This window comes from Sphaerisporangium sp. NPDC005288, assembly GCF_040607475.1.
Lineage (GTDB): Bacteria > Actinomycetota > Actinomycetes > Streptosporangiales > Streptosporangiaceae > Sphaerisporangium > Sphaerisporangium rhizosphaerae.
The window spans coordinates 139,376-153,303 of record NZ_JBEXGT010000004.1; the positions used below are offsets into that span (position 1 = coordinate 139,376).

Annotated in this window: 9 protein-coding genes; 7 read left to right on the plus strand and 2 right to left on the minus strand. The window is 73.3% G+C overall.

What is annotated here, in order from left to right; translation table 11 throughout:
• Positions 1–209 precede the first annotated feature (209 nt).
• The 5 genes from ABZU32_RS05750 to ABZU32_RS05770 all read left to right on the plus strand — a co-directional run bounded on the left by ABZU32_RS05750 (position 210) and on the right by ABZU32_RS05770 (position 8,785).
• A complete protein-coding gene (locus tag ABZU32_RS05750) occupies positions 210–2,561 on the plus strand; it encodes an AAA family ATPase (RefSeq protein ID WP_354917641.1) in 2,352 nt (783 codons plus the stop codon).
• Positions 2,562–2,783: 222 nt separating this feature from the next.
• On the plus strand, positions 2,784–3,770 hold the full coding sequence (locus tag ABZU32_RS05755) for an ABC transporter permease (RefSeq protein ID WP_354849969.1): 987 nt from the start codon (positions 2,784–2,786) through the stop codon (positions 3,768–3,770).
• Positions 3,767–4,681, plus strand: coding sequence for an ABC transporter permease (locus ABZU32_RS05760; protein ID WP_354849972.1), 915 nt, complete (start codon positions 3,767–3,769; stop codon positions 4,679–4,681). The genes ABZU32_RS05755 and ABZU32_RS05760 overlap by 4 nt, the downstream gene beginning before the upstream one ends.
• Positions 4,678–7,035, plus strand: a complete 2,358-nt coding sequence (locus ABZU32_RS05765; RefSeq protein WP_354917644.1) for an ABC transporter ATP-binding protein — start codon at positions 4,678–4,680, stop codon at positions 7,033–7,035. The genes ABZU32_RS05760 and ABZU32_RS05765 overlap by 4 nt, the downstream gene beginning before the upstream one ends.
• A gap of 40 nt (positions 7,036–7,075) precedes the next feature.
• Positions 7,076–8,785, plus strand: coding sequence for an ABC transporter family substrate-binding protein (locus ABZU32_RS05770; RefSeq protein WP_354917647.1), 1,710 nt, complete (start codon positions 7,076–7,078; stop codon positions 8,783–8,785).
• Positions 8,786–8,824: 39 nt separating this feature from the next.
• On the opposite strand, the gene ABZU32_RS05775 is transcribed toward ABZU32_RS05770, so the two are convergent.
• The gene (locus ABZU32_RS05775; protein WP_354918018.1) at positions 8,825–10,633 is read right to left on the minus strand and encodes a hypothetical protein; all 1,809 of its coding nucleotides are present in this window, start codon (positions 10,631–10,633) and stop codon (positions 8,825–8,827) included.
• A 169-nt stretch (positions 10,634–10,802) separates the two neighbouring features.
• Positions 10,803–10,955, minus strand: coding sequence for a hypothetical protein (locus ABZU32_RS05780; protein WP_354917650.1), 153 nt, complete (start codon positions 10,953–10,955; stop codon positions 10,803–10,805).
• A gap of 430 nt (positions 10,956–11,385) precedes the next feature.
• Between ABZU32_RS05780 and ABZU32_RS05785 the strand changes: the two genes are divergently transcribed.
• Positions 11,386–11,538: a hypothetical protein gene (locus ABZU32_RS05785; RefSeq protein ID WP_354849983.1), complete on the plus strand. Its 153-nt coding sequence runs from the start codon at positions 11,386–11,388 to the stop codon at positions 11,536–11,538.
• 78 nt (positions 11,539–11,616) lie between these two features.
• Positions 11,617–13,716 carry a SpoIIE family protein phosphatase gene (locus tag ABZU32_RS05790; protein ID WP_354917653.1) on the plus strand — a complete coding sequence of 700 codons (2,100 nt, stop codon included), beginning with the start codon at positions 11,617–11,619 and terminating at the stop codon, positions 13,714–13,716.
• The last annotated feature ends 212 nt before the right edge of the window (positions 13,717–13,928 follow it).

Below are 13,928 nucleotides of genomic sequence, written 5' to 3' on the forward strand. Positions count from 1 at the left end.
CCGCCCCGCCCCGAGAACGCCCGGCCCCGGCCGGGCGGAAGACCGCCCGCGCGCCTCCGCCGGCGTGCCGTCGCGAGCACCGCGACGCGCCGACGGGGGCGCGCCGCCATGCGCGGGGGCGTGAACGCGGCGCGTCGTGGCGGGCGCGGCGCGGGACGCGCGCTCGGGGCCCCGGTGCGGTATAACCGGGAGGCGACCGGGGAGGCAAAATGCGGGACTCCGACAGGGCCCGGCCGGCGGGGCGCGCCGCGGCCCGTGATGCGTTCGAGCACGTCCGGCTCCGTTATTTCCAGCTTTCCCGTGCTACGAGACGGGTCATCTTCGGCGCTGTCCTCATAGGCGCCATGGTGCTCGCCGTCTTCCTCGGCTGGTCGCCGTTCTCCACCTTCGCCACCACTCTGTTACTTCTCGGCTACGGCGAGCTGACGCTCCGCTATCCCCGCGCCGCCGCGACCGTCCTGGTCGTGGTGGCGTGGTCGTCCCTGATGATGGTCGCCGCCGAGTACGTCAGCCCGCACTCCCTGCTGCCCACCCTGTTCGTCCTGCTCGCCGTGCTGACCGGCGTGGCGGCCCACCTCATCAGGTGGGTGACGCCGTGGATCACCACCATGGCCGCCCTCGGCGCCGCCGCCCTCGTGAGCCTGGCCGTGGCCACCTTCTCGGCGGACGCCGCCACGTGGGCGGCGTACGGCGTCGCCGTGGCCGTGCTGACCTACCGCCTGGTCCAGGCCGGGCAGGCGCGCAAGCGGCTGGCGGCGGCGCGCCCCGAGGCCCCTGTTCAGGCGCGCCAGCGCGTGCGGGACGGCGCGGCCGAGCGCGACGGCGGCGCCGAGCGCTCGGCGCCGCCGCCGATCTCGGTCGACGACGCCCTCGGCGAGCTCGAGAGCATGATCGGCCTCGACCCGGTCAAAGAGCAGGTGCGCTCGATCGCGGCGTCCATCGAGGCCTCGCGGCTGCGCGCCGAGGCGGGGTACGCCTCCGAGCAGCCCATGCGCCACTTCGTGTTCCTCGGCCCGCCCGGCACCGGCAAGACCTCCGTGGCCCGCACGGTCGCCAAGATCTTCTACGCGTTCGGCCTGCTCGAGACCCCCTACGTCGTCGAGGCCCAGCGCGCCGACCTGGTCGGCGAGTACCTCGGCGCCACCGCGATCAAAACCAACGAGCTGATCGACCGGGCACTCGGCGGCGTGCTGTTCATCGACGAGGCCTACAGCCTGGTCAACTCCGGGGAGGGCCAGCACGACCGGTTCGGCGCCGAGGCCGTGCAGACCCTGCTCAAGCGCGCCGAGGACGACCGCGACCGGCTCATCATCATCCTGGCGGGCTACGACAAGGAGATGTCCGCCTTCCTGGCCTCCAACCCCGGTCTGTCGTCCCGGTTCTCCACCCGCGTCAACTTCCCCACCTACTCGCCGGCCGAGCTGGTCGGCATCGTCGAGCTGCTGCGCGCCAGGCGGGGCGAGCGGCTGCAGGCCGACGCCCCCGCGGCGCTGCACGGGCTGTTCGAGGACGTTCACCGGCGCGGCCTGATCGACGAACTGGGCAATGCCCGCTTCGCCCGCAGCCTGGTCGAGGTGGCGGCGCAGGCCCGCGACGTGCGCGTGGTCGGGGCCGGCGGCTCGCCCAGCCGCGATGATCTCCTCACCACCACCACGGCCGACCTCACCAAGGCGTTCAACGAGATCACCGCCCGGTTCCGCGGCTACCAGGCCACGCCGACCCTCGCCGACGCCCTGGCCGACCTCGACCGCATGGCCGGCCTCGAGCCGGTCAAGCGCCAGGTGCGGGCCATCGCCGCGCAGTTGCGCGTCGCCCGCATGCGCCAGGAGCAGGGCCTGCCCGCGCCGCCGCAGATGCGGCACTTCGTGTTCGTCGGCCCGCCGGGCACCGGCAAGACCACCGTGGCCCGCGTGCTCGGCCGCGTCTTCGCCGCGCTCGGCCTGCTCTCGCGGCCCGACGTGGTCGAGGCCTCCCGCGCCGACCTGGTCGGCCAGCACCTCGGCGCCACCGCGATCAAGACCAACGAGCTGGTCGACCGGGCGCTCGGCGGCGTGCTGTTCATCGACGAGGCCTACAGCCTGGTCAACAGCGGCTACCAGGGCGGCGACGCCTTCGGCGCCGAGGCCGTGCAGACCCTGCTCAAGCGCGCCGAGGACGACCGCGACCGGCTGGTCGTCATCCTGGCCGGATACGCCTCCGAGATGGAGCGGCTCCTGGCCACCAACCCGGGCCTGGCCAGCAGGTTCAACCAGCGCGTGACGTTCCCCTCCTACAGCGCGGCCGAGCTCACCGAGATCGCGGCGCTGCTGGCGGAGGAGTCGGGCGACCGGTTCGACGACTCCGCGCGGCGCGACCTGGCCGAGGTGTTCGCGTGGGTCTGCGCCGAGGGCCTGATCGACGGTCTGGGCAACGGCCGCTTCGCCCGTTCGCTGTTCGAGCGGGCCGCGCTGGGCCGCGACGTCCGCCTCGCGGGACGCGGCGGCACCGCCAGCGCCGAGGAGCTCACCACCATCACCAGCGCCGACGTGCGCACCGCCGTCGACGAGCTGGCCGACCGCTGATCCCCGCGGGCCTGCCCGCGGGGTCCGCGTCCTCGGTTCACCGCCGCACGCGCGCCGTCCTGACGGCCCGCCCGTCGTGGCCCGCGGCCGACACCTGGTCCGATTGACGACTTTCTTGTCACCGGATGGTTACGCGATGTAGCAGGATGGGCACGGAGGGACGCGGAACGTCCCTCACGGTGCGCGATCCGGCACGCCTGGGCAGTCGGCGGAAGGGGGGCGATGGCGGGATTCCTGCTTCGCCGGTTGGTGAACTACGTGGTGCTGATCGCCGTGGCCGCGAGCCTGGCGTACATGCTGGCCGCCGTCGCGCTGGACCCGCGGTCCAACTACGAGGGCCGCAACCCCCGGCCGCCCGCCGCGGTCATCGACGCCCGGCTCCGCGCGCAGAACCTCGACGACCGCACCCCGCTCTTGCGGCGCTACCTCACCTGGGCCGGGGGAGTGCTGCACGGCGACCTCGGCCGCACCTGGAACGGCGACCCGGTCGGCGCCCAGCTCGGGCGGCGCCTCGGCGTGACGCTGCGGCTGGTGGTGCTCGGCCTGCTGCTCGGCAGCGTCGCCGGCGTGCTCGTCGGCGCCGCCGCGGCCGTCGGGCAGTACGGCTGGTTCGACCGGCTGTCCACCATCGCCGCCTTCACCGTGCTCGCGATCCCCACGGTCGTGCTCGCCAACATGCTGATCATCGGCGCTATCTGGCTGAACGACCACCTCGGCGCGCAGGTGTTCCTGGTCAGCGGCGAGGCCACGCCCGGCCTCGCGGGCGGCCCCGGCGCGGGACTGCTCGACCGGGTTCAGCACCTGGCCCTGCCGACGCTCTCGCTCGCCGTCGGCCAGGTCGCCGTCTACAGCCGCTACCAGCGCAACATGATGCTCGACGTGCTGGAGGCCGACTTCGTCCGCACGGCGATGGCCAAGGGGCTGCGCAGGCGCACCGCCCTGGTGAAGCACGCCCTGCGCACCGCCCTCATCCCCGCCGCGACGTACTTCGCGTTCACCTTCGGCGCGCTGCTGGTCGGCGCCACCATCACCGAGTCGGTGTTCGGCTGGCACGGCATGGGCGAGGAGCTCGTGGCCTCCATCCGCACCAACGACGTCAACACCGTCGCGGCGATCAGCTGCTTCGCGGCGCTGGCCGTGCTGCTGGCCGCCCTGGCCTCCGACGTGCTGCACGCCGTCCTCGACCCGCGGGTGCGGGTGGGCCGATGACCACGACGCTGAGCGAGGAGGAGTTCGCCGAGGGGGAGGCCGGGGCCGGGCGGGTCCGCGCGCCCTCACGGGGCCGGGTGGTGGCCGGGCGGTTCTTCCGCACCAGGCAGGGCGCCGCGGGCTTCGCGCTGCTGGCGTCCATGTTCCTGCTCGCCTTCGCCGGGCCGCTGGCCTGCCCCTGGTCGGCCGGCGAGCTCGACTTCTCGGCCTTCATGCAGCCGCCCTCGCCCGGCCACTGGTTCGGCACCCTGCAGACCGGCGCGGACGTGTTCGCCGTCACCATGCGCGGCGCCCAGAAGTCGCTGGTCGTCGGCCTGCTCGTCGCCGTGCTCTCGACGGGCCTCGCGGCCGTCGCCGGCTCCTTCGCCGGCTACTTCCTCGGCTGGACCGACCGCACGCTCATGTGGGTGGCCGACCTGCTGCTGGTGCTGCCCGCGTTCCTGGTGCTCGCGGTCATGTCGCCGCTGTTCGCCGGCGGCCGGTGGATGCTCTTCGTCGTCATGCTCGCGCTGTTCCTGTGGATGGTCACCTCCAAGATCGTGCGCGGCATGACCCAGACGATCAAGGAACGCGAGTACGTCAAGGCGGCGCGGTTCATGGGCGTGCCGCCCCGCACCATCATCTTCCGGCACGTCATGCCGAACCTCGCGTCTCTGCTGATCGTGGACGCGACGCTGAACGTCAGCGCCGCCATCCTCACCGAGACGAGTCTGTCCTACTTCGGGTTCGGGGTTCAGCCGCCTGACGTCTCCCTCGGCGGCCTCATCGCCGACGGGTCCAAGACGGCGCTGTACGCGCCCTGGACGTTCTGGTTCGCGGCAGGAGGGCTGATCATCACGATCCTGTCGGTCAACCTGGTCGGCGACTCGCTGCGCGACGCGTTCGACCCCGGCGCGGGGAGGTCCACGTGAGCGGGCGGGCGTGGGGCGTGCGCGACGCGGAGCCCGCCATGCGAGAGCGGGCGCGGGGCGTGCGCGACGCTGAGCCGGCCGTGCGAGAGCAGGCGCGGGACGCCGATGACGCCGAGCCCAGCCTGCGCGAGCGGGCGGGCCGGGCGGGCGAGGACGAGCCGGCCGTGGACGACCCGGTCTCGCGGGCGGGCGAGGCGGAGCCCGCCGTGCACGACCCCGTCCTGCGCGTGCGCGACCTCCAGGTGGCCTTCGGCGGCGTGCGGGCGGTGCGCGGGGTCGGGTTCCACGTCCGGGCCGGCGAGGTGCTGGGCATCGTGGGGGAGTCCGGCGCGGGCAAGTCCGCCGCCTGCCTGGCGGTGATGGGCCTGCTGCCCCGCCACGCCACGGTGTCCGGCTCGGTGCTGCTGCACGGCCGCGAACTGCTCGGCGTCCCCGAGAAGCGCCTGGCGGCCTACCGGGGCCGGGCCATCTCGATGGTCTTCCAGGACCCGCTGTCGGCCATGACGCCCGTCTACCGCGTGGGCGACCAGATCGCCGAGGCCGTGCGCGTCCACCAGCGGGTGAGCCGCCGACAGGCGGCCGAGCGGGCCGTCGAGCTGCTCGACCTGGTGGGCATCCCCCACCCCCGGCGCCGGGCCAGGGCGTTCCCGCACGAGTTCTCCGGCGGCATGCGGCAGCGGGCGATGATCGCGATGGCGATCGCCAACGACCCCGACGTCGTCATCTGCGACGAGCCCACCACCGCCCTGGACGTCACCATCCAGGCCCAGGTGCTGGAGGTCCTCAAGAAGGCCCAGCGCGAGACCGGCGCCGCCATCGTGCTGATCACCCACGACCTCGGGGTCGTCGCCGGCTTCGCCGACCGGGTGCTGGTCATGTACGCCGGGCGCGAGGCCGAGTCCGGCACCGTCCGCGACGTCTACCACCGCTCCCGCATGCCGTACACCATCGGCCTGCTCGGCTCGGTGCCGCGCCTCGACGCGGGCGAGCGGCTGCCGCTGACCCCGATCGACGGCGCGCCGCCCTGCCCGTCCCGGCTGCCGCCCGGCTGCCCGTTCGAGCCGCGCTGCCCGATGGCGGTCGCCGCGTGCGCGCGGAGCGAGCCCGCGCCGGCGCAGGTGGCCCCCGGGCACCGCGCGGCATGCCACCGCTCCGGCGACCTCGACGGGACGGCCGTCGCCCTCCTCACGAACGGAGAGACCAAGCCCGCGAGGGGAGAGGTCCTGTCCGCGAAGGCGGAGGCCCTGCCCGCGAAGGGGGATGCCCTGTCCGCGAAGGGGGATGCCCTGCCCACGGCCGGCGACGCCATCCCCGTGGCCGCCGAGGCGGCGCCGGCGGAGTCCCGTGAGGCGCGGGCCGCGGTGCTGGAGGTCGCCGGGCTGGTCAAGCACCACCCCCTGATGAAGGGGGCCGTGTTCCGGCGCCGGGTCGGCACCGTCCGGGCCGTCGACGGCATCGGCTTCGACATCCGCGAGGGCGAGACGCTCGGCCTGGTGGGGGAGTCCGGCTGCGGCAAGACCACGGCGCTGATGGAGATCCTCGAACTGTCCCGTCCCGAGGCGGGCCGCGTCGCGGTGTTCGGCCGCGACACCGCGACGCTCACCCCGCGCGACCGCATGGCCGTCCGGCGGCGCCTGCAGGTCGTCTTCCAGGATCCCCTGGCCTCCCTCGACCCGCGCATGACCGTCCACGACATCGTGGCCGAGCCGCTGGTCACCCATGGTCACCGCGACCCCGGCCCGCGGGTGCGGCGCCTGCTCGGGCTCGTCGGCCTCGACCCCGCCGACGCCGCCCGCTACCCGCAGTACTTCTCCGGCGGCCAGCGCCAGCGGGTCGCCATCGCCCGTGCCCTGGCCCTTTCGCCCCGCCTGGTCGTGCTGGACGAGCCGGTGTCCGCGCTGGACGTGTCGGTCCAGGCGGGGGTGCTCAACCTGCTGTCCGGCCTCGGGCGGCGCCTCGGGCTGTCCTACCTCTTCGTGGCCCACGACCTGGCCGTCGTCCGGCACATCGCCGACCGCGTGGCCGTCATGTACCTCGGCCGCATCGCCGAGATCGGCCGGGTCGAGCGGGTCTACGGCAGCCCGGCGCACCCCTACACCCAGGCCCTGCTGTCCGCCGTCCCCATCCCTGACCCCGACAAGGAGCGCCGGCGCCGCCGGATCCTGCTGGAAGGCGACCTCCCCAGTCCCGCCGACCCCCCGTCGGGCTGCCGGTTCCGCACCCGCTGCCCGAAGTTCGCGACCCTCGCCGGCCCGGCGCGGGCGCGCTGCGTCGAGGAGGAGCCCGAGGTCCGCCCGGTGGAGGGCGACCACGGGGCCGCGTGCCACCACGCGGAGAGGCTGGGCGTCGTCTGAGGCGGCGCCGGTACCGAGAGCTTGTAGATCGGGAGGAAACGTGACAACAGTCCGCAGACGGGCGCTGGCCGCCGCCCTGGCCGTCGCCGTGCCGCTCACGGCCGCGTCCTGCGGGGGCGGCGCGGACGGCGGCCACCGCGCCGCCGGGGGCGCGCCCGCGTCCATGAAGGCCTTCGACGTCAACCCGGTGCCCCGCGAGCGGGTGAAGGACGGCGGCACCCTGCACTGGGGGCTCACCGAGTTCCCCACCCAGTGGAACATCAACCACGTCGACGGCAACCTGGCCGAGGTCAAGAAGGTCGTCGACGCGCTCATGCCCGCCGCCTTCCGCGCCGACGAGAACGCCACGCCCACCCCGAACACCGACTACGTCACCGACGCCCGGGTCACCGCGACCAACCCCCGCCAGGTGGTCACCTACACCCTCAACCGCCGGGCCCGCTGGTCCGACGGCCGGCCGATCACCTGGCAGGACTACGAGGCCCAGTGGAAGGCCATGAACGGCCGCAACCCCGACTTCCACGTCGCCTCGACGACCGGCTACCAGGACATCGCGAGCGTCGCGCGGGGCAAGGACGACTACGAGGTGCAGGTCACCTTCCAGACGCCGTTCTCGGAGTGGCAGTCGCTGTTCTGGCCGCTGTATCCGAAGTCGGCCAACGCGACGCCGGACGCCTTCAACACCGGCTGGCTGAACCGCGTGCCGGTGACCGCCGGGCCGTTCAGGTTCCAGGCGTTCGACCTGACCGCCAAGACGATCACGATCGTCCGCGACGACCGGTGGTGGGGCGGGCGCGCCAAGCTGGACAAGATCATCTATCGGTCGCTGGCCACCGACTCCCTCGTCGGGGCGTTCACCAACGGTGAGCTGGACGTCTTCGACGTCGGCCCGTCGGCGCCCGACCTCGCGAGGGCGGCGCAGGCCAGGGGCGCGGTGATCCGCCAGGCCGCCGGGCCCGACTTCCGGCACCTCACCCTCAACGCCGAGAGCCCCGCGCTTTCGGACGCCCGGGTGCGCCAGGCCATCGTCCTCGGCCTGGACCGCTCGGCGATCACCCGGTCCGACCTGCAGGGCCTCGGCTGGAAGGGCACGCCGCTGCAGAACCACCTGTTCATGAACACCCAGGTCGGCTACCAGGACAACTCCGGCGAACTCGGCGCCTTCGATCCGGCCAAGGCCGAGCGCCTGCTGGACGCCGCGGGCTGGCGCAGGGCGAGCCCGACCCGCCGCAAGGACGGCAAGGAGCTCGCGGTGCGCTTCGTCATCCCCTCCGGGCTGCAGCTCAGCAAGTCGGAGGCCGAGCTCGCCCAGGCCATGCTGCGCCGCATCGGGGTCACGGTCACCATCCAGTCGGTGCCGAGCGACGACTTCTTCTCCAAGTACGTCATCCCCGGCAACTTCGACATCGCGCCGTTCTCCTACATCGGCACGCCGTTCCCGATCTCCAGCAGCTACGCCACCTACGCCGACCGCACCAGGGCCTCCGACGGCAAGGCGCGCTGGAACGCCAACTTCGGCAGGTCGGGCAGCCCCGAGATCGACGCGGCGATGCGCCGGGCGTCCTCCGACCTCAACCCGGTGCGGGCGCGCCGCGACGCCAACGAGGCCGACAAGCTGATCTGGCGCGAGGTCAACGTGCTGCCGCTCTACCAGCGCCCCCAGAACTGGGGGGTCAAGGCGACCCTGGCCAATATCGGCGCCCCGGGCTTCTACACCCTCAGGTACGCCGACATCGGCTTCACGCGCTGATCGCCCCGTCCCGGCTCCCGAGGCCGGGACGCACCCCGGTCAGGCGGGCGGTTCGTCGGGGATGTCGGCGATGTCGTCCAGGGCGGCGGCCAGCTCGTCGGGGTGGTCGCCGATGCGCTCGGCGATCTCCATCAGGACGTGCAGCACGTCGTGCCGGTCGTGCCCGAGGTCGAGCAGGCGCTGCGCGGCCTCCCACAGCTGCTCGGGCTCGCCGTCCCACAGCCGCTTGGCGATCTCCTCGTGCCAGGCCAGGTGCTCGGCGAAGTCCGGGCGGTCGCGCTCGTCGGCGTGGTCGATCTCGAGCAGGATGCGGCGGTCGGCGTCCTCCGAGGGCCGCAGCCGCCACAGCTCGACGTCGCCGTGCGTGCCCTCTAAGAACGGGAAGGCGAAGGCCCGCCGCGCCAGGGCCGAAAGGTCGCCGTCGGGCAGGAGACGTTCCACGAGGGAGCGGTCCAGGCCGAAGGTCGTCGGGTCGCGGTAGGCCTCGGTGAAGCGCCCCGTGGCCTCCCAGACGGCGTCCAGCGTCGCCCGCACGCCCTCCTCGGGAAGGCCGGTCCTGGCGGCGGCGAAGCGCACCCACGACAGCAGGACGTGCGGCATGGCCTCCTGCTCGGCCGGGCTGAGCAGCACCTTGCGCGGCAGCCAGTCGAGCAGGAAGGTCTCGCACTTGGTCGGGCTGACCCGCAGCGGCCGGTTGAAGTCCTCGTCGCAGCCGTAGTCGATGATGTGGTCGGCGCACCGGGAGGCGGCCGAGGGGTCCGACAGGTGCTCGGCGGCGTCGGAGGCCAGGAACTCCGCCGCCAGCATCGCCCGGCGGTCGCGGCTGTAGGGCGCCTCGCTGAGCAGCGGGGCGGGGCGCTTGCGGCCCGGGGGCAGCGCCTTGATGCGGGCCCTGGCGAAGGCGTGGAAGGCGCTGTAGCCATCGCTGACGAGCTTCGGGCCCTTGCGGCGGCCCAGGGACGCGGCGGTGGCCTTCATCGCGAACTCCAGCAGCGCCCTGGCCTGCTTCGGCTCGATCTCCTCGAACGACAGCATCGGGTTGCCCGCGGCCTCGACGGCGGCCTTGCGCAGCAGCTCGTCCACGTGGGAGGAGACCCAGGCGTCGCGGGCCATGCCGCGCATGTTGTAGTCGACGACCACCACCAGCGCGTGGGCGTCCTCGGGATGCTCCACCGGAGGGGCCGGCGCCTGCGGCGCGGTCGCGGCGTCCTGGCCGGAGGAGGCGACCGCCCCCTGGCCGGCCGTCGCGCCGGCGGCCTCCTGGGAGGCGGTCTCTTGGGCCGCCGGGGCCCCCTGGGCGGCGGGCGCCTCCTGGGCGGCGGCGCCCGTGCTCTGGGCGGCGGACGCCCCGTGGGCGGTGGCGCCCGTGCCCTGGGACGAGCCGGCCGGGGCCGCGGCGCCGTGGGAGGAGGCGTGGGCGGAGACGGCGGAGGCGGCGCTGTCGCGGCCCTGGAAGGCCGGAGGGGCCCCGCGGTAGGCGAAGGTGCACACCACGGTGTCCTGGTCGCCGTAGGCGTCCCTGGAGACGTAACACCCGCGCGGTTTGACCGCTCCAACGCGCTCGGCCCAGCGGGGCCGGGCGACGTCGGACTCCATGAGCGCCAGCGCGGCGCCCTCGGCCTTGGCGGCCTGACGGGCGGTGCCGAGATAGGCGGCGGCGACCAGCAACGTGAGGGCGGCGGGCGTGCCGGCCTTCGCGGCGTAGTCGACCAGCCCCTCGCCGAGGAACTCCTCCACGTCGCCCCGGCGCAGCCTGCGGCCCCACCAGGCGCCCAGCATGTCGGAGACCATCAGCTCGGCGTCCAGAGGACTGCGGACGGCGAGCAGTTCGCGGGCCGCCGTAAGCATTTCCGCGAACACGTCGTCCGGCGGCTGGGTCCCCCGGGGGTCTCGTCGTCGTCGGCGGCTCACGCCCTTACCCTCTCGCATTCCGCGCCCGAAAGGTGCACGGAACGCGCCCTGGTGACCCCGCTGTTACCGTCAGGGCCGCGTTGTCACCCCGCCGAGCCGGCGAAGGTCATCCGAGGGGCTCGTGCGCGCCGCTCGGCGGGCGGTCGGTCAGCGGCACCGAGCTCGCCACCGCCAGCAGATGCTCGCGGGCGATGCGCTCGACGACGGCCGTGGTGACATCGACGCCGAGATGCGCGGCGCACGCTTCGACGTCCTCCACACAGCGGTCCACGACTTCGACGGGCACTCCGAGGAACTCGTCCTGGAGACGGGCACTGACGGCCGTTTCGTCCCCCGACGCGGGAGAACGGGGCTCACGCGGTGCGGTCGCCTGTGAGCCGGTCCCCCGCCGATCGGCGGTCCCTTCGGTGAAACGCGTTGCTAGAGCAGGCATGGGCGGTTTCGCATCCTCCGATGAGCCGGGGGACATCCATCCCCCGGACCAGTGCTCTGAGGGGGCGTGCGGTTCCCATTCCACCCTTTCTCGCGATGGTGTCAACCCCTGTCGCCGTAAGGGTTCGGCACATCGGGCACCCCGGAGCCGCTCCTGTGGGAAGCTGTCTTCGAAACGCGTCCGGTCCCGGGCGCGCCATGTCCGTCGCGGCGCCTCGCGCCGCCGTCAGGGTCGCGGATGCCGGAGAGGTGGAGGCTTGGCCGAGGTGCTGCGGACCGACCAGGCCACGATGCGCGTGGTGAGAAAGTCGGCCGATCTTGCTGCACACCGCGGCGCGTTTTTGACAGGATGCGTTGACCGCATCGCGGCCGGGGCTTCCGTCCGCGCGTGCCCATCGCCGATGATGTAGTGCAGATTCCGCGCTACCAATCACAGTTATGGAGATGTGCCTCGTGGGAGACCCTGGCACGCGACGGAGGTGCCGACCATGAGCGCCGAAACCTCCGTGCCCCGTCCCCGGGAGTCGGGTGTGGACATCTCAGACCCCGCCCTGTTCGCAGGCCTGCTGGCGGAGGCCCCGTTCGCTTTCGCGTTCTTCGACGCCACCGGCAGGATCCAGCGGGTCAACCAGAGTTTCGCCGACGCCAGCGGCGTGGCCGCCGAGGAGCACGTCGGCCGGTTGGCGTCCGAGATCGTCGCCGCCGACCTGTCGGCCCTCATCGAGGCCGCCCTGCGCAGGGTCGTCCAGGAGCACCGCGCCGTCGTCCACGACGACCAGCGCTACCGCAGCATGTCGGCCACCGGTGAGCTCCGCCACTGGAGCCTGTCGTTCTACCCGATCCACGGCGACAAGGGGGCGCTCGCCGGGGTCGCGATGTTCGGCGTGGACGTCACCGAGCGCCAGCTCGCCGAGGAGGAGCTGCGCCGCAGCGAGGAGCGCTACCGCTCGCTGGTGGAGTCCCAGCAGCAGCTCGTGTGGATCGCCTCGCCCACCGGAGCCGTCGTCGACGACGCCCCGCAGTGGCGGGCCATCACCGGCCAGAGCCTGGAGGAGTACCTCGCCTACGGCTGGCTGGAGGCCGTCCATCCCGACGACCGCCCGGCCGCCGAGGAGGCCTGGCGCGAGGCCCTGCGCGGCCGCACGCTGTTCGAGTGGAGCTACCGCGTCCGCACCCGGGCCAGCGGCTACCGCCACTTCGAGGTGCGCGCCGTCCCGATCATCCGGCACGGCCGGGTCGTCGAGTGGGTGGGCGCCAACAGCGACGTGACGCCGCAGCGCGAGGCCGAGGAGATGCGGGGTCGGCTGACCGACCAGCTCGGCGCCGCCGCCCTGCGCACCGCACGCCTGCAGGGCGCCACCGCCCAGCTCGCCGAGGCGCTCACGGTCGAGCAGGTCGTCCAGGTCATCATCGACGTCGGCCGCACCGCCCTGGCCGCCGACAAGTCCTCGGTCGCGCTGCTCGACACCGACCGGGCCGCGCTCAAGCTCACCAACAACGGCGGCGTGGCCGATGTTCCGGGCGGCACGGGCGAGGAGATCCCGCTCTCCCAGTCCAGCCTGATGACCATGGCCGTCAACAGCCGCAGGCCGGTGTTCGCCGAGTCGCCCGAGAGCCTGAAGGCCCAGCTCGTGGAGGCCGGCGCCGACGAGGCGGTCATCGACGGGTTCCTCGCCGGCAGCGACGAGCGGGCCTGGGTCGGTCTTCCGCTGCTGGCCGCCGGGCGGGCCCTCGGCGCGCTCAGGTTCGCCTTCACCCGCCCGCAGAAGATCTCCCAGGAGGACGGCGTCTTCCTGGAGGCCCTGGCCGGGCAGTGCGCCCTGGCGGTCGAGCGCGCCACGCTGTTCGAGCGCGAGCACCGCACCGCCGAGACCCTCCAGCGCAGCCTGCTGCCCGACCGGCTGCCGGTGATCCCCGGCCTGGTGCTGGCCCAGCGGTTCCGCTCCGGCAGCAGGCACGTCCAGGTCGGCGGCGACTGGTACGACGCGTTCGTCCTGCAGGACGCCCGGGTCGCGGCCGTCGTCGGCGACGTCATGGGCGAGGGCGTCAAGGCCGCGGCCGGCATGGGCCGCATCCGCAACGCCATGCGCGCCCTGGCCCTCACCAACCCGCCGCCCGCGGCCGTGCTCACCGGCCTTGACCGCGTCTTCGACGCCACCGAGGAGGAAGAGCAGGTCACCACCCTGGCGTACATGGTCGTCGAGCCCGCCACCGGCGAGGGCACCCTCGCGCTGGCCGGCCACCCGCCGCCCCTGCTGGTGTCCCCGCAGGGCACCGCCGTGCTGTCCGACGGCGAGCCCGGCACGCCGCTCGGCTGGCCCACCACCCGCAAGCAGTTCCGGTTCTGCGTGCCGCCGGGGCACACCGCGGTGCTCTACTCCGACGGGCTCGTGGAGAACCGCAAGCGCGGGCTGGACGCGGGACTCGCGGAACTTTCGTCGGTGGTGGCCGAAGCGCCCCCCGAAGTCCTAGGAAATCCGCACATGTTGCTTGACTTCCTGGTGGATCGCATGCTGGCGGGGTATGAGCAGGACGATGACGTCACAGTGCTCGCCGTCCACGTGCCGGCCGCCACAAAGAGTGACTGAATGAAACAGTCATAAGGGTTGCTTTCGGGTATCGGTGACCCGCTTCCGTACGCACTACTGTTCCGGTCGGCCTAGGGTGGAGGGCAACCGCTGTGAGGCGGCCGTATGGACTGCGGGGTCATGCCACAATGCTGGACAGGCACGTCGCGGTTCGCACGGCCCACCACCGAAAAGAAGCAAGAGCCCCTAGCGGGCACCTGGGTCCATTCTCA

Excerpts from the sequence above, each read along its gene's own strand:
- ABZU32_RS05750 (WP_354917641.1), top strand. The coding sequence starts at position 210 with ATGCGGGACTCCGACAGGGCCCGGCCGGCGGGGCGCGCCGCGGCCCGT.
- ABZU32_RS05755 (WP_354849969.1), top strand. The coding sequence starts at position 2,784 with ATGGCGGGATTCCTGCTTCGCCGGTTGGTGAACTACGTGGTGCTGATC.
- ABZU32_RS05760 (WP_354849972.1), top strand. The coding sequence starts at position 3,767 with ATGACCACGACGCTGAGCGAGGAGGAGTTCGCCGAGGGGGAGGCCGGG.
- ABZU32_RS05775 (WP_354918018.1), bottom strand. The coding sequence starts at position 10,633 with ATGCTTACGGCGGCCCGCGAACTGCTCGCCGTCCGCAGTCCTCTGGAC.
- ABZU32_RS05790 (WP_354917653.1), top strand. The coding sequence starts at position 11,617 with ATGAGCGCCGAAACCTCCGTGCCCCGTCCCCGGGAGTCGGGTGTGGAC.